The sequence below is a fragment of the Curtobacterium sp. TXMA1 genome, from assembly GCF_020162095.1.
Taxonomy (GTDB): Bacteria; Actinomycetota; Actinomycetes; order Actinomycetales; family Microbacteriaceae; genus Curtobacterium.
The window spans coordinates 2,568,547-2,587,993 of sequence record NZ_CP083910.1 but is presented as its reverse complement, the minus strand read 5'-3'; the positions used below and the strand labels follow the sequence as shown (position 1 = coordinate 2,587,993).

Annotated in this window: 16 protein-coding genes; 6 read left to right on the top strand and 10 right to left on the bottom strand. The window is 73.2% G+C overall.

Annotation, left to right across the window (positions count from 1 at the left end):
• Window position 1: 1 nt before the first annotated feature.
• Complete coding sequence (locus LCG91_RS12225; RefSeq protein ID WP_224441521.1) at window positions 2–1,303, bottom strand: amidohydrolase family protein; 1,302 nt, start codon at window positions 1,301–1,303, stop codon at window positions 2–4.
• Between the two features lie 211 nt (window positions 1,304–1,514).
• Here LCG91_RS12225 and LCG91_RS12220 point away from each other — a divergent pair, with 211 nt between their 5' ends.
• Window positions 1,515–2,165, top strand: a complete 651-nt coding sequence (locus LCG91_RS12220) for a helix-turn-helix domain-containing protein (protein ID WP_224441520.1) — start codon at window positions 1,515–1,517, stop codon at window positions 2,163–2,165.
• Window positions 2,162–3,115, top strand: coding sequence for a PDR/VanB family oxidoreductase (locus tag LCG91_RS12215; protein ID WP_224441519.1), 954 nt, complete (start codon window positions 2,162–2,164; stop codon window positions 3,113–3,115). Before LCG91_RS12220 ends, LCG91_RS12215 begins: the two co-directional genes overlap by 4 nt.
• Window positions 3,116–3,215: 100 nt before the next feature.
• On the opposite strand, the gene LCG91_RS12210 is transcribed toward LCG91_RS12215, so the two are convergent.
• Window positions 3,216–4,613 (bottom strand): amidohydrolase family protein, encoded by a 1,398-nt coding sequence (locus LCG91_RS12210; protein WP_224441518.1) that lies wholly within the window; start codon window positions 4,611–4,613, stop codon window positions 3,216–3,218.
• Between the two features lie 371 nt (window positions 4,614–4,984).
• Between LCG91_RS12210 and LCG91_RS12205 the strand changes: the two genes are divergently transcribed.
• Together LCG91_RS12205 and LCG91_RS12200 are read left to right on the top strand one after the other, a co-directional pair.
• The gene (locus LCG91_RS12205; protein ID WP_224441517.1) at window positions 4,985–5,332 is read left to right on the top strand and encodes a hypothetical protein; all 348 of its coding nucleotides are present in this window, start codon (window positions 4,985–4,987) and stop codon (window positions 5,330–5,332) included.
• 98 nt (window positions 5,333–5,430) lie between these two features.
• Window positions 5,431–6,729, top strand: coding sequence for an amidohydrolase family protein (locus tag LCG91_RS12200; protein WP_224441516.1), 1,299 nt, complete (start codon window positions 5,431–5,433; stop codon window positions 6,727–6,729).
• Window positions 6,730–7,250: 521 nt separating this feature from the next.
• Here LCG91_RS12200 and LCG91_RS12195 read toward each other — a convergent pair.
• The 3 genes from LCG91_RS12195 to LCG91_RS12185 are packed head-to-tail and all read right to left on the bottom strand — an operon-like array spanning window position 7,251 to window position 11,883.
• Entirely contained in the window at window positions 7,251–8,243 is a 993-nt protein-coding gene (locus LCG91_RS12195) for an XdhC family protein (protein ID WP_224443149.1), read from the bottom strand.
• On the bottom strand, window positions 8,243–11,053 hold the full coding sequence (locus LCG91_RS12190; protein WP_224441515.1) for a molybdopterin-dependent oxidoreductase: 2,811 nt from the start codon (window positions 11,051–11,053) through the stop codon (window positions 8,243–8,245). The genes LCG91_RS12195 and LCG91_RS12190 overlap by 1 nt, the downstream gene beginning before the upstream one ends.
• The gene (locus LCG91_RS12185; protein ID WP_224441514.1) at window positions 11,050–11,883 is read right to left on the bottom strand and encodes an FAD binding domain-containing protein; all 834 of its coding nucleotides are present in this window, start codon (window positions 11,881–11,883) and stop codon (window positions 11,050–11,052) included. The genes LCG91_RS12190 and LCG91_RS12185 overlap by 4 nt, the downstream gene beginning before the upstream one ends.
• Before the next feature lie 283 nt (window positions 11,884–12,166).
• On the opposite strand from LCG91_RS12185, the gene pucL reads away from it, so the two are divergent.
• Both pucL and LCG91_RS12175 read left to right on the top strand, forming a co-directional pair.
• Window positions 12,167–13,126 (top strand): factor-independent urate hydroxylase, encoded by a 960-nt coding sequence (gene pucL, locus LCG91_RS12180; RefSeq protein WP_224441513.1) that lies wholly within the window; start codon window positions 12,167–12,169, stop codon window positions 13,124–13,126.
• A gap of 14 nt (window positions 13,127–13,140) precedes the next feature.
• Complete coding sequence (locus LCG91_RS12175) at window positions 13,141–13,728, top strand: NTP transferase domain-containing protein (protein ID WP_224441512.1); 588 nt, start codon at window positions 13,141–13,143, stop codon at window positions 13,726–13,728.
• Window positions 13,729–13,803: 75 nt separating this feature from the next.
• Here the strand turns inward: LCG91_RS12175 and LCG91_RS12170 are convergent, their stop codons facing one another.
• From LCG91_RS12170 to LCG91_RS12150, 5 genes are all read right to left on the bottom strand, one after another.
• Window positions 13,804–14,898, bottom strand: a complete 1,095-nt coding sequence (locus tag LCG91_RS12170; RefSeq protein WP_224441511.1) for an alkene reductase — start codon at window positions 14,896–14,898, stop codon at window positions 13,804–13,806.
• 53 nt (window positions 14,899–14,951) lie between these two features.
• On the bottom strand, window positions 14,952–15,164 hold the full coding sequence (locus LCG91_RS12165) for a hypothetical protein (protein ID WP_058729580.1): 213 nt from the start codon (window positions 15,162–15,164) through the stop codon (window positions 14,952–14,954).
• A 49-nt stretch (window positions 15,165–15,213) separates the two neighbouring features.
• Window positions 15,214–15,660, bottom strand: a complete 447-nt coding sequence (locus LCG91_RS12160; protein ID WP_058729579.1) for a MarR family winged helix-turn-helix transcriptional regulator — start codon at window positions 15,658–15,660, stop codon at window positions 15,214–15,216.
• A gap of 295 nt (window positions 15,661–15,955) precedes the next feature.
• A complete protein-coding gene (locus LCG91_RS12155) occupies window positions 15,956–18,610 on the bottom strand; it encodes an MMPL family transporter (protein ID WP_224441510.1) in 2,655 nt (884 codons plus the stop codon).
• A gap of 71 nt (window positions 18,611–18,681) precedes the next feature.
• The gene (locus tag LCG91_RS12150) at window positions 18,682–19,317 is read right to left on the bottom strand and encodes a TetR/AcrR family transcriptional regulator (RefSeq protein ID WP_161968876.1); all 636 of its coding nucleotides are present in this window, start codon (window positions 19,315–19,317) and stop codon (window positions 18,682–18,684) included.
• Window positions 19,318–19,447 lie beyond the last annotated feature (130 nt).

The window sequence follows — 19,447 nt, the reverse complement described above, 5'->3', positions numbered from 1 at the left end:
ATCAGGCGGGGACGGGTGCGGTCGCACGGACCGGTGCCGGGAGGGCGACCGTCGTGCGGACCTCGGTGCGGGCGACGAGCCGCCCGCGGGACAGGACGATGCGGTCGGCGGACGCGTTCGCCACCGCGTCGGTGACGCTCGTCGCGGCGATCGCGAGCAGGTCGGCCCGCCGTCCGGGGACGGGACCGGCGGCCGGGAGGCCCATCACGCTGCGGGCGGTGTCGCTCACCATCGCGTACGCCTGGTCCGGCGTGACGTGGCCGGCCGACACGAGCAGGCTCGCCGTCTCGAGGGCGTCGCTCCGTCCGACCGGGTTGAACGGGTCGCGGACGTTGTCGGCGCCCGCGGCGACCCGCACGCCGGCCCCGGTCAGGGCGCGGATCGCGGTGAGTCCTCTCGGGGTGGACACCGGGTGCTGCCATCCCTGCAGGTACAGGTTGGTGATCGGCAGGGTGATGATGCCGAGGTCCGCGGCGGCGACGTCGGCGACGACCTCGGCCAGGCGCTCGGGGCCGAGGGTGCCGAGCCGGACGCAGTGCCCGGCGGAGTACTGCCGACCGGAGCGCTCGTCGCGCGGCATCCGCGTGACGGCACGGGCGTAGTGGTCGAGGGTGACCGGCCCGTCCAGGCTCTCGTCGGTGTGCAGGTCGACCCCGACCCCGCGGCGCTCGGCGATCGCGAGCAGTCGGTCGACGTCGGCGAGCGGGTCCTCGGCGAGGTGCGGGGCGCCGCCGACCAGGTCGACGCCGCAGTCGAGGACGGCCTCGACGTGGTGGTCGGGGGCGAGCGGGCCGGCGAGGGCGACGAGCTCGATGTCCATCAGGCCGGCGAGCTCGTCGCGGACCTGCACGAGGGCCCGGGCGCCGCGGGTGGCCGACTCGACCGAGGCGGGAGCATCCGCGACGGTGCGGCGGCCGCTCAGGACGTCCACGTGGGTGCGGACGGAGGTGGTGCCGGCGGCGAGCAGGGCCAGTGCGGCGGTCCGTGCCCGGTCGGCGACGTCCTCGACGGTCATCGTGGTGGCGTGTGCGGACCACGAGGCGATCGCGGCACCGAGGTCGCCGAGCGGCGGCCGGATGGCATCGGCGCTCAGGGCCTTGTCGAGGTGCGCGTGCGGCTCGGCCGGTGCGGTGAGGAGCAGACGCCCGCCGAGGTCCAGCGTGACCGCGTCCGGGGCGCTGAGCGTGCCGGTCGGGGCGACGGCCGACACGGTGTCACCGTCGATCGCGACGTCGACCAGCCGTCCGCCGGGCAGCAGCGCGGACCGCAGGAGCCCGACCTGACGGGGTGCTGTGGCGTCCATCCGGGGCCTCCTGATCGTGTGTGAGAATGTTGATCGCATCAACATCTCCGATGCTAGGGCGGCAGTGTTTCCCTCTCGTTTCGAGGCGGTTGCCGTGTGTGACACCCGTCCCGGTCCGACCGGGAACCCGGAACGACGGTTCCGGCGGGCGGGTCGTCGGCCGTCCGCGCGAGGGCGTCGGAGCGCCACCACCAGGCCGAGAGGAGTGCGCGTGAGCACCGGCACCACCACCGAGACCGACCGCGTCGTCGACGACCAGACCCAGCGGATCGGGGAGCACATCCGTGCCCGCAGACGCGCCGCACGCCTGACCCTCGTGCAGGTCGCTGAGCTGACCGGGCTGTCGCACCCGTTCCTCAGCCAGGTCGAACGCGGGCACTCCCGCGCGAGCATGGTGTCCCTCGAGAAGATCGCCACGGCGCTCGGGACCACCCAGGTCGAGCTGCTCGCTGCCGGCGCCCCGGAACGGTCGGACCAGGAAAGCCGGGGCCCCGAGGTGATCCGCGCCGGCGAGGGTGCCCGCGGCCCGTTCTCGAGCGGCGAGGCACGGCTCCTCGTGCACGCCGGCCCGCACGCGTTCGAGCCGCTCGAGTGGACCGGGGAGAACACGGACCTCGGCGAGTACTTCGAGCACCGCGAGGACGAGTTCCTCACCGTGCTCGCCGGCGACGTCCTGCTCGACCTCCGCGGGCAGGAGCCCCTGCGTCTCGGACCGGGCGACTCCGCCTACTACCGCGGCGGGACCGGGCACCGCTGGTGCAGCGCGGACGGCAGCCGGTTCCACATGATCGTGGTCAAGGAGACGCCGCGTGCCGGCGTGGTCGCGAGCGCCGGAGCGGTCCCGAGCGGAGACGTCGCGTGACCGCCGGACCGGAGCGTCGCCGCGTGCGGGTCGCCGCCCGCCGTCAGGTCGCGACCGACGTCGTCGCGCTCGACCTCGCACCGGTCGACGGCGAGCCGCTGCCCGACTGGGAGCCCGGGGCGAACGTCGACCTCGAGGTCGCGCCGGGTACCGAGCGGCAGTACTCGCTCGTCACGACCACGCCCGAGGGGCACTGGCGGATCGCCGTGCTCCGGGAACCGGACGGCCGCGGGGGATCGCGCGCCGTGCACGAGGGGCTCGCGGTCGACGCCGAGGTCGTGGTCGCCGGACCGCGGAACCACTTCGGCTTCGACCCGACCCGGCCCGCGGTGTTCGTCGCCGGTGGCATCGGGATCACGCCCCTGGTGGCGATGATCGACGCAGCGGAACGCGCCGGCACGCCCTGGGAGCTCCACTACGCAGGACGCAGCCGGAGCCGCATGGCCTTCGTCGACGAGCTCGTCGCGGCGCACCCCGACCGGGTCGTCGTCGCCGCGGCGGACGAGCACCCGCGGTTGAACGTGATCGGACTCCTCGCCGAGCCGCGCGACGCCGTCGTGTACTGCTGCGGCCCGCGCGGGCTCATGGACGCCGTCGAAGCAGCCGCAGCGCACTGGCCCACCGGGAGCGTCCGGGTCGAGCGGTTCGAGCCGGCCGCCGACGTGGACGCCCCGGGGGAACCCTTCGAGGTCGAGCTCGCCGTCACCGGCGTGACCGTCACGGTGCCGGCCGACCGCACGCTGCTCGAGGTCGCCGAGGAGGCCGGCGCCTTCGTCCTGTCCTCGTGCCGCGAGGGCACGTGCGGCACCTGCGAGACCCCCGTCCTCGAGGGCGCGGTGGAGCACCGGGACACCGTGCTCAGTCCCGAGGAGCAGGCCGACGACCGCACGATGATGGTGTGCGTGTCGCGCGCCCGGCGCGGCTGCCCGCGCCTGGTCCTGGAACTGTGACGGGCTGTCGACCGGAAGGGTGACGCAACGGGAGGCGGTGCACACGACGTGCGCACCGCCTCCCGTCCGTCACCGTCCCCGGCTCGGATCGCCTCCGCCGCTACGGACGCTCGGTGTCGTCGAGCGCGCCACCGGTGAGCGCCGACAGGCGCTCGAGTCCCGCCTCGGCGACCAGCTGACGCGCCAACGGCCGTGCACGGTCCACCGCCTCGCGGACGTCGACCTTCGTCACGTCGCCGTCGGCGACGCTCAGCTCGCCGTCGACCCAGACGTCGCGGACCTCGCGGCTGCCGGCCACGAAGACGACCGCCTGGTAGGGGTCGTGCACGTTCGCGAGCGTGGGGGAGTCGCCGTCGAACACGACCAGGTCCGCGCGCTTGCCGGGCTCGAGCGAGCCGATCTCCTGCTCCATACGCAGGGCTCGGGCGCCGCCGATCGTGCCCATCTCGAACGCCTCCCGGGCGCTCATCGCGGTGGCCTGCAGGTCGCGGACGCGGGCGAGGAGCGCGGCGGTCTTCATCGCCTGCAGGAAGTCCTGCGAGTCGTTCGAGGCCGGGCCGTCGACGCCGATGCCGACCGGGACGCCGAGTGCCCGGAGCTCGGCGACCGGGGCGATGCCGCTGGCCAGGATGCCGTTCGCGACCGGGTTGTGGGCGACGCCGACGCCGTTCGTGGCGTAGCGCTCGCGGTCCTCGCGGTCGACCCAGACGCTGTGCGCGGCGATCACCGGGACCTGGAACATGCCCGTCGCCTCGGCGTGGCCGATCGCCGTCCGGCCGGTGCGCTGCCGGGCAGCCGTGACCTCCTCGCGCACCTCGTGGAAGTGCACGTGCACCCCGTGGCCGCCCGCGACGGCGTAGTCGACGTGCTCCTGCCAGGTGTCGTCGGTGTACCGCCCGATGGACGAGACGCCGACCCGGAACGTGCTGTAGCGGCTGGCGTCGGCGGCTTCGCGCAGCGCCTCGAACTCCTCGAGGATCGGCGTCGCACCGAAGTCACGGTCGACGTCGCCGGAGCCGAACGACACGACGCCGCGGAGGCCCAGGTCCTCGAGCGCCTGCACGACACCGGGCGTGGCCGGCTCGTCGGGCATCGGGTCCGCGCAGAACATGTCGTTCGCGGTCGTCACGCCGCTCCGGAGCAGCTGGATCCCCTGCAGCACCGTGCCGGCGTACGCCTTCTCGCGGGTCATCACCGGGTTGACGCGCCCGATCAGCGCCGTCAGCCACTCCCACAGCGTGTACTGCGAGCCGATGCCCGTGATCAGGCCCTCGCTGAAGTGTCCGTGCGTGTTCACGAAGCCCGGCGTCACGATGTCGTACGCGCCGCCGCGGACCGGTGCGTCCGGGTGCGCGGCGGACAGCTCGGCGAGGGTGCCGACGGCGGCGATGCGGTCGCCGTCGAGCAGCACGGCGCCGTCGCGGATCGCTGCAGGCGTGGTGGAGTCGTCCGGTGCGGCGGTGAGCACCCAGCCGGCGCGGATCAGGGTCTGCGTCATGGGGCCGAACCTAGGGTGCCCGTGTTTCGCGGGTGTCACCGCCCGGTTTCCCGGACGATGCTCGCGGCTCCGCCGGAACGTGGGATCCTCGACGCATGCGGAGATGGGCGAGGCGTCGCGGGCACGGACCCGACGAACCGCACCCGGGTCCGCTGCCCGTCGCCGATCGGGACGAGCAGGGCATCCCCTGCACCATCGTGCCGGGACCGGGACCGGGACCGGGAGCGGGGCGCGCGGTGGGCGCGTCCCCGACAGCGTCCGGGGCCCAGCGACCCGGCTGGTTCGCAGAGGGTGAGTACCCGCTGCACGATGCGTTCTGCCAGGGGTTCCTCGTTCCACTCCGTGAGTCCGCGGAGACGTGGAACACGGACGTGACGCCGGACGACACGACGGTCGAGACGATGATCGATCCGCTCGCGGTGTCCATCGAGGTACCGGGCACGACCGGCTCGCACACGACGCTCTGGGTGCTCTGCCGCCACGACGGGCACCGCGCATCATCGCTCCGTGCCTGGTGGGGCACCACCGGCGTCGTCGACGACGGGCACGGCGGACCCGACGCGCCGGTCCAGCTGATCAGCGACGTCGGGGGACGCAGCGCGCCGGACGCGGCTGCGCTCGCTGCGCGGTGGTTCGAGCAACAGCTCATGACGGACGTGTACCGACGCTTCCCGCATCGGCTCCTCCGAACCGGTGGTTCCGCGGTACCGCGACGCTGACCGTGCCGGTCGCGGTGGGCACGACCGGCTCTCGATGACGCATGACGCGTCACGGCGGTGACACGGGCCGGAAACAGGCGGCTGCCAGAATCCCTCGCATGCTGACAGTCACCGGTGCCCGCCGCGTCCTCGTCGACCCCCGCACCGAACGGGAGGGCGACGTCGTCCTCCATGACGGCAGAGACCTCGCCACGACGCTCGACGCGTCCGGCTGCGTCGTCACGCCCGGCCTCGTCAACGCGCACCACCACCTGCTGCAGACCGCCTTCCGCACCCTCCCCGGCACCCGCGGCGTCCCGATGGCCGAGTGGCTGCCGACGATGGCCGCGGCGTACGGCCGGGCCGGGCACGACCCCGAGCTGTACGGACTGGCGGCGGCTGCCGGAGCCGCGGAGGGCCTCCTGTCCGGCGTCACGACCGTGGCCGACCACCACCTGAACTGGCCCGCGGACGCGACCGCCGACGACACGGTGGCGCTCGCCGCGGCGACGGTCGACGCCGTGCGGGGGCTCGGCGGACGGCTGGTCTTCGTACGCGGGTCGGCGCGGGACGATCCGGAGCGCGCCGCGGTGTCGGCGGAGGCGATCGCGACCGGACTGCTGCACGAGCGAGCCGTGGGCGGGGTCGACCCGGACGGTGGACTCCAGCTCGCCGTCGGACCGGCCGGGGTGCACTCCGACGGAGAGGCCACGTTCCGGGCGCTCGGCGAGGTCGCAGCGCGGCACGGTCTCCGGCGTCGCACCCAGGCGAACGAGCAGGTCGACACCGCGATCGCGCTCGAGCGGTACGGCCGCCGCCCACTCGACCTGCTCGAGGAGTGGGGCTGGCTCGCAGCCGACGTCACGATCGCGCACCTCTGCGACGTGACCGACGACGAGATCGCACGGCTCGCGACCGCCGGGGTGACGGCGACGCACGCCCCGGGCTGCGACGTGCCGATGGGGTGGGGGATCGCCCCGGTCGCCAGGCTCGCGGCGGCCGGGATCCCGGTCGGCCTGGGCACGAGCGGCGGGGGCAGCAACGACGCCGGGCACCTGCTGGCGGACGGACGGCTGGCGATGCAGGTGTCCGCGCTCGTGGGGCCGCAGCTGCCCGCGCGCCAGGTGCTCGGGATGATGACGGAGGGGTCGGCAGCGGGACTCGGCCGGCCGGAACTCGGGCACCTCGGCGACGGCACCGCGGGCGACCTGTGCGTGTGGGACGTCTCGGGCGTGGCCGATGCCGGCGTCGCGGACCCGGTCGCGGGGCTCCTCTGGGCATCGCCGGGGCGGCGACCGCGGCACGTGGTGGTCGGCGGGCGCGTGGTGGTCCGAGACTTCCGGCTCGTGACGGGCGACGAGCGCGAGATCGCCGCCCGGCTGGCCGAGCGGCTCGCCCGGACGCCCGCCGCCGTCTGAGCTCGCTCGCTCGCCGGCCTCGCGGTGCCGCTGGGGTGTCGACACGTCGGCGTGACGTCGAGACGCCGGCAGATCCGGCGGTGTCTCGGACACGTCGGACCGTCTCGGGATGACGCCGCCGTCTCGTCGCCCGTCGGTCGGTGCCCGTCGCTGGGCTGACGTCGAGCAGCGCCCGGACGAGAGTGCCCGGCGGTGGGGGAGACCCCGTGCACGCTCGAACAGTCACACCGTTCAAGGCCCCGCGACACCTCACCCAGCCGGCCCGGTCTCGCGCCGGTTCGCCGCGCGCGCTCAACGAGCGTGCGGGACGCGTCGAACCACGGGCCCGACATCGAACCAGGCGCGGCCCCTGGTTCGATGTCGGGAACCTGGTACGACGCCGACGCTGACGCCGACGCTGACGCCGACGCTGACGCCGACGCTGACGCCGACGCTGACGCCGACGCTGACGCCGACGCTGACGCCGACGCTGACGCCGACGCTGACGCCGACGCTGACGCCGACGCCGACGCCCGCTACCGTCAGGGGGTGCGGGCCGCGCGTCGGTGGATCGGGCCGGAGCCGTCGGTGAGCGCACCTCCGGCGGCGCCCCGGCGCACGGCGATGACCTCGGCGGTGATCGCGACGGCCATCTCGGCCGGGGTCCGTGCACCGATGTCGAGACCGATCGGGGAGCGGAGTCGGTCGAGGTCCGGCGTCCCGAGCGCGTGCAGTTCCGCGAGTCGCCGGTCGTGGGTGGCCCGGGAGCCCATCGCACCGACGTACCCGGCCCCGCGGCGGAGGGCCTGGTCGATGACCTCGGCGTCGAACCGGTCGTCGTGCGAGAGCACCACGACGGCCGTCGTCCCGTCCACGTGCACCCCCTCGAGCACGCGCGTCGGCCAGCCCACGATGCGCTCGTCCGCGGCCGGGAACCGCTCGTCGGTGAGGAACACCGGGCGCGGGTCGATCACGGTCACCGCGTAGCCGAGCACCGCGGCGGCGTTCGTCACCGCGACGGCGGTCTCGACGGCGCCGACGACGACGCAGCGAGGCCGGTGGTCGCTGCGCTCGACGAAGACGCGGTCGCGGCACCCGTCCGGAGCGGTGACGACGGCCGCGAGCGTCCCCGGCTCGAGCGAGAGGGCGAGCGACGTCGGCAGCCCGGCGGCGGCGTCACGGAGGGCACCCACGAGCAGGTGGTCGTCCGGAGTCACCCGGTGGACGAGCACCTCGACGCGGCCACCGCACCGGAGCGCCGGCGCCCACACCGCGTCGGGATCGTCCGGGTCGTCGTCGAAGCCGAACCGCTCGAGCGCCGGTTCGCCGGTCTCGAGCACCTGCTCGGCGGTGAGGAACAGCGACCCCTCGACGCATCCGCCCGAGATCGTGCCGACCACCTGTCCGCCGGGCAGCACCGCCATCGAGGTCCCGACCCCGCTCGGTGCGCTGCCCGTCATCGACACCGCCGTCGCGACGACGACCGGTGCGCCCGTGTCGAGGACGGCCAGGAGGCGCGGTGCCAGTTCGAACATCACGCACCTCCGGCGTCGGTCGCGATCGAGCCGACGGTGGCGTCCTGCAGGAGCGCCCAGACGCGGTCCCGGGTCATCGGCAGCCGGTACGGGCGGACGCCGACCGCGTCCCGCACGGCGTTCGCAACGGCCGGGGCGACGGGGTTGTACGGCGCCTCGCTCATCGACTTCGCCCCGAGCGGTCCGAGGGGGTCGTGGGTGAGGGCGAAGCGGACCTCGGTGCGGGGCACGTCCGAGATCTTCGGCACCCGGTACGACCGGAAGGCGTCGGTGGTCACGCGGCCGGTGTCGTCGAGCACGACCTCCTCGTACAGGGTCGAACCGATGGCCTGCGCGGCGCCGCCTTCGACCTGTCCGCGCAGCTGCTCGGGATTGAGGACGGTGCCGGCGTCGACGGCCTGCACGCTGTGGAGCACCCGGACCTCGCCGGTGGGCCGGTGCACCGCGACCCGGGCACCGTGCACCGTGAACGCGAGCGACCGCGGAGTGCCGTCGTGGCTGCCGTGTGCGACGAGCGGTCCCTCGGCGAGCAGCTCGGCGTGCCGGACCACCTCGTCGCCGACGCGGACGCCCTCCGGCAGGACCTCGACCGCGGGGCCGAGCGGACCGACGGCGCTCCGGGGCGTGCGGTGCGCCACGATCGTGAGCGCACGCGCCGTCATCTGCTCCCGGAGGTCCTCGGCGGCGGCGAACAGTGCCTTGCCCGCGACGACCACCCCGGCGGAACCGAACGCCCCGGTGTCGTACTGCGCGGCGTCGGTGTCGGACTGGTGCACGTCGACCCGGTCCGGTGTCGTCCCGAGCGCGGTCGCGACGAGCTGGGTGTGCACGGTCGTCGTGCCGTTGCCGAACTCCGCCGTGCCGACGCCGATGCGGTAGCGCCCGTCGACCGTGGCCTCGACGGTCGCGTGCGCGTGGTGCCCCCGCGGCGGCATCGTCGCGATGGCGGCGAGGGCGATGCCGGTGCCGAGTGCCCAGTCGCCCGTGCCGTCCGCCGTCGGCAGGTCGAGCGGCGGACCGTCCATCGCCGGGACCTCCGGCAGCGGGGCGCGCAGGGCCTCCTCGACCAGGTCGAGGCACTGGTCGAGGCCGTAGCTGCCCTCCCACCGCAGGTCGTCCTGTTCATCCGGGTCGGTCACGACGAGGGGGTCGCCCGGCACGACGACGTTCCGGCGACGGAGCGCGAACGGGTCGATGTCGAGGCGGCGCGCGAGCTCGTCCATCGCGGACTCGATCGCGAACACGACCTGGCCGAGGCCGTACCCGCGGAACGCCCCCGACGGCAGGTTGTTCGTGTAGACGGACTCGGCGTCGACCCGCTTCGACGGGCAGCGGTACACGGCGACCGACTCGCTGACGGAGTGGAACATGACGCCGACGCCGTGGTTCCCGTACGCGCCCGTCTCCATCACCTGGTCGACGTGCATCGCGGTCAGGTGCCCGGACGCGTCCGCGCCGAGCCGGACCCGCACGCGCATCGGGTGTCGGGTGGGGGCGATCGTGAACTCGTCCCGTCGGCTGAACTCGTACTGCACGCTCCGCCCGGTGCGCAGCACGGCGAGGGTGACGAGGTCCTCGGTGAGCATCTCCTGCTTCCCGCCGAAGCCCCCGCCGACGCGCTTGGCGACCACGCGCACACGTGACGGGTCGAGACCGAAGACGTGGGCGATCTCGTCGCGGACCAGGAACGGGACCTGCGTGGCGGTCCGCAGGACGAGCCTCCCGTCCCGGTCCAGCGAACCGCGGGTGGCGTGCGTCTCGAGCGCCGCGTGGGAGACCCGACCGGTGGTCCAGGTGCCGTCGACCGTGGCCGCGGCGGCGGCCAGCGCGGCCTCGACGTCCCCGGTCTCCCCGTGCAGGGCCGCGACCACGTTCCGGTCGGGCTCGGCGATGCGGTGCTCCACGGTGGTCTTGTCGCCGTGCAGCAGGGGAGCGCCCGGCGCTCGTGCAGCGTCGACGTCGTGGACGCTCGGCAGCACCTCGTACTCGACCCGCAGCAGCGCACAGGCCTGCTCGGCGGTCCGGACGCTGTCGGCGACGACGGCCGCGACGCGCTGTCCGCGGAAGCGCAGGACACGGTCGAGGACCCGGGTGTCGTCGGGGTCGTCGAGCCGGGAGTCGTGGCGGCCGGTCGAGAAGAGCACGCCGGGGTCGTCGTGGTGGGTGAGCACGAGGTGCACCCCGGGCAGCGCCTCGGCGGCGCTCGTGTCGATCGACACGATGCGGGCGTGGGGGTGCGGGCTGCCGAGGACCGCGAGGTGCAGGAGCGCCTCGGTCCGGCGGATGTCGAGCGTGTACTCCTCGCTCCCGGTGACGATGCGCATGGCCGCAGGGGCGCCGACGGACGTCCCGACGGCCGCTCCGGCGCTCGCGCACGCGGTGTTGCGCACGCCGTCCAGGGCGTCCTCGATCGCCCGGTACCCCGTGCACCGGCAGATGTTCCCCTTGAGCGCACGGTGCCGGTCGGCGAGCTGGTCGTCGTCGAGGGTGGACGCGGTGACGACGTAGCCGGCCGTGCAGAAGCCGCACTGGAAGCCGGGGGCCTCGGCGAAGGCGCGCTGCACCGGGTGCGGGTCCTCGGGGGTGCCGAGTCCAGCGGCGGTCGTCACCGTGCGCCCGGCTGCGCGGTGTGCCGGCGTGATGCAGGAGTGCACGGGCGTGCCGTCGAGCAGGACCGAGCACGCGCCGCAGTCGCCGGCGTCGCAGCCCTTCTTGACGCTCGTGACGCCGTGCTCGCGGAGCAGCGTGCGGAGGACCTGGCCCGGCTGCGGGTCCGTCTCGAGGGGAGTGCCGTCGACCGTGGTCCTCATCGTGCGACTCCGTCCGCATCAGCCGGCTCCGACCCCTCGGCCTCGGCGACCAGCTCGGCGGCGAAGCGTCGGGACACCGCGCGACGCCAGGCGGGGGAGCCGTGCGGGTCGTCGTACCAGTCGTCGTGGGCGGCGAGCACCGCGTCGACCTCGGCGGCCGTCGGCACCGCGTCCCACCGCAGCACGAGCGGTCGCGGGGTCCCGCCGGTGACGACGAGCACGAAGCCGTCGGCGTCCCACCGCGCGGTGACGAGCGTCCCGGTCCGACCGTGCGGGCTGAGCGACACCCGGCGGAACCCGGTGGTGCTCGTGAGCGCCGACACGGGCAGGTCGAACGCCCGGATCACCTCGCCGGCACCGAGGGCGGTGGTGCGGACCCCGGTGACGAGGTCGGCGACGGGCAGGCGACGCTCCCCGCCGTCCGGCGTCCAGACGACCGCGGTCGCATCGAGGGTCACCAGCAGCGCCGTGATCGCGCCCGCCGGCAGCGCGGTCGCGACGTTGCCGCCGACCGTCGCCGCGTTCCACACCTTGAACGACGCGAGCAGGGCGTTCGCGCACTGCTCGACGAGCGGCCACGCACGCCATGCAGGCTCGGGGTCGAGCCGCAAGAGGGCCGCGATCGTGCAGGTCGCCGCGAGCCGCAGGCCGTCCGGGGTCCGCTCGACGTCCGGCCAGCCCAGACCGGTCAGGTCGACGAGGCCCGTGGTCCCTGGTTGCTCCTCGGAGTAGAGCCAGGTGCCTCCGGCGAGCGGCTGCTCACCGGGTGCGAGTGCGAGGTCGTCGCGGTGCGACGGTGTCCGCAGGCTGCGGACGGTGACGAGTTCCATGGATGGGTCCGATCGGGGTGGCGGGACGGGGGACGACGGCGTCGCCCGGCCGTCGGCCGTGCGCGATCATCCCGCGGTTCCACGCCGAGGACGCCCGGGGTGCGGTGCTGTGCGCCACGGTGCCTCCTCGGTCGGATCGGTTCGTGGCCGCAACGCTAGGGAACCGGTGTTTCAGCGTCGTTTCGGGGGAGCGACGTCCGCGTCACGACCGGACCGCCGCCGTGGACGCAGCTCGTGACCTGTTCGACGCACCGCCGAAACACGCGGGTGTCATCGTCGCCGCATGGACACCACCGCAGCCCCCACCGTGCAGGACACCACCGCCCCCGTCACCACCTCGGTCCGTCTCGGTGCGAACCAGTACGGCAAGGCCGAGGTCCGGCTCGTGCGCGTCACCCGCGACACCGACCGCCACGACATCGAGGACCTGACGGTCACGACCCAGCTGCGGGGGGCGGCGCTCGCAGAGTCCTACACCGAGGGCGACAACGCCAAGGTCGTCGCGACGGACACCCAGAAGAACACCGTGTACGCCTTCGCGAAGGAGCACGGCGTCGGGTCGCCCGAGGAGTTCCTGCTCCGCCTCGGTCGGCACTTCGCGACCGCGTTCGACTGGTACGACGGGTCGACGCTCTCCGCCGAGCAGCACGCGTGGGAGCGCATCGCGGTCGACGGTCGGGAGCACGACCACTCCTTCGTCCGCTCCGGTCGGGGCACCCGCACCGCGGTGGTGCAGGTCGACGGCGACGACGTGCACGTGCTCGCCGGCGTGACCGACCTGACCGTCCTGAAGTCGACGGGCAGCGAGTTCCACGGGTTCCCCCGCGACGGCTACACGACCCTCGCCGAGACCGACGACCGCATCCTCGCGACGTCGGTCACCGCGCGCTGGCGCTACACGCCCGAGGCGGTCGCGGCCGGGATCGACTACGACGCGGTGTACGCCGGGGTGCTCGACCAGATGCTCGCGACCTTCGCCGAGCTGCACTCGCTCGCCCTGCAGCAGACCCTGTTCGCGATGGGCCGGACGGCGATCGAGGCCTTCCCCGAGATCGCCGAGGTCCGCTTCTCGATGCCGAACAAGCACCACTTCCTGGTCGACCTGTCCCCGTTCGGGCTCGAGAACCCGGGCGAGGTGTTCTTCGCCGCGGACCGTCCCTACGGTCTGATCTCCGGCACGGTCGTCCGCGACGGCGTCGCCGAGGCCCCGGCGGCATGGGCGTCGGTGCCGGCGTTCGTCTGAGCGGGGAGCCGTCCGTGCCGCTCCCGGTGACCGGCGTCCTGCTGGCCGCGGGCGCCGGGCGGCGGATGGGGATGCCGAAGGCGCTGGTGCGGGCGGCTGACGGCACCCCGTGGGTCGAACTGGGCACCCGGGCGCTGCTCGACGGCGGGTGTCGCGAGGTCGCGGTGGTCCTCGGCGCGGCCGCCGGGACGGCCCAGGACTTCGTGCCGGACCACGCCGGTGTCCGGAGCATCGTCGCGCCGGACTGGGCCGCCGGGCCCGGTGCCTCGCTGGCAGCCGGGCTCCGGGCGCTCGACGGGGACGAGGTGGCGTGCGTCTCGCTCGTGGACCTGCCGACGCTGCCGGTCGCGGTGGTCCGCCGGATCGTGGCGAGGGCTGACGACCCGGAGGTGCTGTGCCGCGCGGTCTTCGGGGACCGTCCGGGCCACCCGGTGCTCGTCGGTCCCGCACACCGCGCCGCACTCGTGGACGCGGTCACGGCCGACCCGACGGACCGCGTCGCCGGCGCCTGGCTCCGGCGTGCCGGCGTCGTCGGTGTCGACTGCGCCGACCTGTGGGACGGGGCCGATCGCGACCGCGCGTCCGACGAGGCGCCTCGCTGACTCGACGACCCCGGGACGGACGGGAGGCGCGGTGCCAGCCGGCACCGCGCCTCCAGACCGCGGATTGTGCGTCGACTACGCGACGGGCTCGCGGACCTGGTCCAGCGTCGGGTAGTCGGTGTAGCCCTCGGCGCTCGCGCCGTAGAAGAGCTGCGGGCGCGGCTCGTTGAGCGGCGCGTCCTGCTCCCAGCGGTCGGCGAGGTCCGGGTTCGCGATGGCGGCGCGGCCGACGGCGACGGCGTCGGCGAGACCGCCGTCGAGCAGCGTGATCGCCTCGTCGCGGGTCGTCATCGACGAGAAGCCCGAGTTCGCGATGAACGGGGCACCGGCGGTACGGCGGACGTGCTGGACGAGGTCGCTGCCCGGCTCGGCGTGCAGGACGTCCACGAACGCGAGCCCGAGCGGCGCGAGCCCGTCGGCGACGGCGGTGTAGGTCGCACGGACGTCGGCGTCGTCCTCCTCGAGCACGCCCTGGATGTCGTGCTGCGGCGACAGGCGGATGCCCACGCGGTCGGCGCCGATGGCCTCGGCGATCGCCGTGGTGACCTCGACGGCGAAGCGTGCGCGGTTCTCCGGGGAGCCGCCGTACTCGTCGGTGCGGGTGTTCGACACCGGGGAGAGGAACTCGTGCACCAGGTACCCGTTCGCGCCGTGCACCTCGACCCCGTCGAGCCCGGCGGCGATCGCGTTGCGGGCGGCCTGCACGAAGCCCTGGACGGCCTCGCGGACCTCGTCGGTGGTGAGCTCGTGCGGCACGGGCATGTCGGCCTTCGTGCCGTCGGCCAGGTGCGTCTGGCCCGGCGCGGCGATCGCCGAGGGGCCGACGATGCGCGGGGTCTGCGAGATGTCGGTGTGCGAGACCCGACCGCCGTGCATGAGCTGCATCACGATCGTGCCGCCGCGCTCGTGCACGGCGTCGGTCACGCGACGCCAGCCGGCGATCTGCTCGTCGGTCTCGATGCCGGGCTGCCCGGGGTAGGAGCGGCCCTCCTGCACGGGCCAGGTGCCCTCGGTGATGATCATGCCGAGGCCGGCGCGCTGTGCGTAGTGCTCGACGAGGAGGTCGTTCGGGATGCCCTGCTCACCGGCGCGCGTCCGGGTGAGGGGTGCCATGACGATGCGGTTGCGGAGGTGGAGTGCGCCGAGGTCGGCGGCTTCGAAGAGCTTCACGCCTCCGTTGAACCACGTGTTGTGGTCGGCAATTCCGATCCCGCGGCAGATGTTCAGCGACCGGGGCACACCAGGGTGCTCGAGCGGACCTGGCCCTCGGGGCGGATCACGGTGTGCTGTGAGAGCGGCTGTCGGCAGATCGGACAGGGGCGGTCCACGGTGCGGTCGTCGACGCCCTCGGCGTGCCCGGCGCCGATCTGCGACGGGCCCATCTTCTCGATGAGCGTGCGGTTCCAGCGGTCGTACCAGCTGCCGAAGCGACCCATGGTCCGTCCTTTCGTTCGTGCACGAACCATTCTGTCACGAAGCGTCCGATCAGTCGAGGGCGTCGACGCGACCGAGCAGCTCGGTCAGGTCGTCCTTGAGCCGTTCGAGGCGTTCGAGCGGCCAACCGAGTCGATCGGCCACGGCGAGAGGGACCGCGCGGGCCCGGTCGCGGAGCGCTCGCCCGGCGGTCGTGAGTGACACCTCGAGCTGACGCTCGTCGGCCGTGCTGCGCTGGCGTCGGACGTACCCGGAGGCCTCGAGTCGCTTGAGCAGCGGGCTCAGCGTCGCCGAGTCGAGCCGGAGCTCCGCGGCGATCTCGCGTACCGAGCGCGGGTCGTGCTCCCACAGGGCGAGCATGACGAGGTACTGCGGGTGCGTCAGGCCCATCGGGTCGAGCAGGTCGCGGTACAGCCCGATGACGCTGCGGCTCGTCGCGGCCAGGGCGAAGCAGAGCTGCCGGTCGAGGGCGAGGGGGTCGACGTCGGTCGCGGTCATGCTGCAACGGTACCTTCGTGCACGAACGGACGGGAGGTCCCGGGATCGCCGGATCGTGCCCGTTCTTTCCCAGAACGCCCGTGATGGAAAGCGGGATCGGGCGTACCTGGTCGTTCGGGACGACCAGGTACGCCCGCTTCCACCAGGTACGCCCGCTTCGACCAGGTACGCCCGTTCCCACCGCCTACGCCCGACCGCGCCCGCGACGGACGGGAGGCCCGGTGCCGGTCTCGTGGACCGGCACCGGGCCTCCCGGTGGTGCAGTGGGGCTGGCGCCCCTGCGGACGCTCGACCCCTACGCGCGGTGCGTCGGGGTGTGCCCCTCGTGCGGGTTGGCGTCGGGCTCGACGTCCGCGGCGTGCGAGCCGCGGTGCTCCCCGGCCGCCGCACCGGCGACGGCGTGCGCGCCGCGGTGGCCGCGGTCGTCGCCCGGGTGCGAGCGCTCGAGCTTGGCGCCCTCGACGTCGACGTCCGGCAGGATCCGGTCGAGCCACTTCGGGATCCACCACGCGCTCTTCCCGAGCAGGTGCATGACCGCCGGGATGAGCAGCATCCGGACGACGAAGGCGTCGACGAGGACACCGAACGCGAGTCCGAACCCGATCGGCTTGATGGTCGAGGACTCCGAGAAGATGAAGCCCGCGAACACCGAGATCATGATGATCGCCGCTGCCGTGACCACGGCGCGACCGGCGTGCAGACCGCGCTGGACCGCGACCTTCGCCGAGGCTCCGTGGGCGTACGCCTCGCGCATGCCCGACACCAGGAACAGCTGGTAGTCCATCGCGAGCCCGAACAGGATGCCGATCTCGATGATGGGCAGGAAGCTCAGGATCGGTGCCGGGTCGTGCACGCCGAAGACCGAGCCGAGCCAGCCGAACTGGTAGATCGCGGTCAGACCACCGAAGGACGCGAGCACGGACAGGATGAACCCGGCCGTCGCGGTGATCGGCACGAGGAACGACCGGAACACGACGATGAGGATGATCAGCGACAGGCCGACGACCACGACGAGGTAGAGCGGCAGCACGTTCGCGAGCTTCTCCGACACGTCGATGTTCGCGCTCGCGTTGCCGGCGACGCCGAGCGTCACCGTGCCGTCGTCGGTCTTCACGGTCTGCTCGCGCAGGTCCTTGACCAGGGTCTCGGTCGAGACGCTGTCCGGTCCGCCCGCGGGCTTGACCTGGAAGGCGATGATGTCCCGGTCGGACGAGGCGCCGATCGGCAGCACGGCCTCGACGTCGTCGTTCTTCGCGAGGGCCTGGCCGATGGTGACCTCGGTCGCCGTGACGTCGTCCTTGGCGATCGCCTTCGGCAGGTCGGCCACGACGAGCAGCGGGCCGTTCTGGCCGGCGCCGAACTCGTCCTCGAGCGCCTTGTACGCCTTGTACTGCGAGGAGTCCGTCGCCTCGGACGCGCCGGTCGGCAGGCCGAGGCGCATCTGGGTGGCGGGCAGGGCGATCGTGCCGAGCACCGCGACCCCGGCGACGAGCGTGACCACTGCGCGCCAGGTCGACATCGGCTTGTTCGGGACCTGCACGGAGCCGGTGCGGCCGATCTGCTGCCGCTCCTTCTTCCGCAGGATGCGCATGCCGAGCAGGGACAGCAGCGCCGGGGTGAACGAGGTCGCGATGAGGATCGCGAACAGCACGGCGACCGCGCCGACGGTGCCCATCAGGCCGAGGAACGGGATCCCGGTGATGTTGAGCGCGAGCAGGGCCACGATCACGGTCGTGCCCGCGAAGACCACGGCGTTGCCCGAGGTGCCGTTGGCGAGACCGATGGACTCGTGGACGCCCATGCCGGCCTTGAGCTGGGTCCGGTGGCGGTTGAGGATGAAGAGCGAGTAGTCGATGCCGACCGCCAGGCCGAGCATCACCCCCAGCACCGGCGTGACCGAGATGAACTCGACCAGGCTCGAGAACGACAGGGCGGCGAGCGAGGCGACACCGACGCCGAGCACGGCGGACAGCAGCGGGATCGCGGCGCCGATGACGGTGCGGAGCATCAGGAAGAGCACGAGGGCGGCGATGATCACGCCGACGATCTCGCCCGGCCCGAGGATGGACGGGACGCCCTGCGCGATGTCGTTGGAGACGTACACCTCGACGCCGTCGATCTTCGCGCTCTCGGCCCGGTCGGAGATCTCCTGCTTGGTCTCCTGCGGCACCTCGAACGTCGACTTCGTGAACTGCACCGTGCCGATCGAAGCCGCGCCGTTCGACGACACGAAGCGGATGTCCTTCGAGAGGTCGAGCAGGTCGGATCCCTGCTCGAGCTGCCGCTGCTGGTCGTCCAGCTTCTGCTGGGCCTGCTCGAGCTGCTCCTGACCCGAGGTGAGCTGCTGCTGCTGTGCGTCGATCTGGGCCTGGGCCTGGGCGAGCTGCTGCTGACCGGCCTGTGCGGCCGCACTGGTCGCGGCGGCGGCTCCGGCGGCCTGGGCCTGCGCCTCGGCCTGGGCCTTCTGCTGGTCGAGCTGCGTCTGCGCCTGCTCGATTTGCTGCTTGCCGGACTCCAGCTGCGCCTTCTGCTGGTCGATCTGCGCCTGACCGTCCTGGATCTGCTGGCGACCGTCGACGATCTTCTGCCGCTGCTCGTCGAGCTGGTCCTGCGTGGTGAAGCCGTCGCGGACCTCCTTCACCCCGTCGAGGTCGGCGATGCCGTCGAGGAAGTCCTTGACGTCGGCCTTCTGCGCCGCCGTGAACGCCTTCCCGTCCGTCGTCTCGAACACGAGCGTGCCGTTGCCGCCGTTCGCCGACGGGAACTTGTCCGCCAGCTCGTCCTGCACCTGGCTCGTCTTCGTGTTCGGGATGGTGATCGACGAGGAGATCGTGCCCGCGAACAGGCTGTAGGTGAGCCCCGCGATGCCCATGATGACGACCCAGGCGATGATCACCAGCCAGTGGCGTCGTGCGGAGAACCGTCCGAGACGGTAGAGGAGACCGGCCATGCGGTTGCCCCGTCCTTTCGTGTCAGGTGCTGTGGTGGTGCGGGGTGCGCCGGTGGACCCCGGGGGAGTGGTCAGGAGGCCGGCATGTAGCCGGAGCGGACGCTGTGCACGAGTCTGCTCAGCAGGGCGTCCCAAGCGGTCAGCGATGCCGGGGTGAGGTCGGGACCGTCGTGCGTGAGCCAGTGGTCGGCGATGACGACGATGCCGCTCATGAGCGAGTCGACGAGCAGCGCCGTGTCGAGCTGGTCGGCACCCGGGTGCCGCCGGGCGACCTCGTCGCGGAGCCGCTCGGTGACCCGCGAGAAGGCCGTCTGGGTGAGGACCGCGGCCTTCGGGTCCTCCTTCCCCGGCTCGCCGATGATCCGGTACATCCCGGAGATCGCCGGGGCCAGGTCGGCGCCGCGTGCGGCGGACTCGAGCTCCTCGAACATCGATGCCCTGCTGCCGTCGCCGACCGGGGTCCTGGCCATGTCGGCGAGGAACCGGTCGATGATCACCGACAGCTCCTGCTCGCACACCGCGAGCAGGACCTCGTCGAGCGAGGCGAAGTGGTTGAAGACCGTGCGCCGCGCGATGTCGGCTCGGGACGCCAGGTCGTCGACACCGAACCCGCGTCCGCCGCGCTCGTCGACGAGGTCGCGCGCAGCCTGCAGGATCGCGGCGCGGTGCCTCGCCTTGAGGGCGGCACGACGATCGGTGGTGGTCATGTCTGACAACACTAGGTGCATCGATGCACTGGGTGCACCTTCTCCGAGTGACCCCTCAGGTTCGTCCCCCGCTCGTCGAGGGAACGCTGGGCGCGCGCCCGGAACACCGGTTCTGCACACCGGTTCCGTC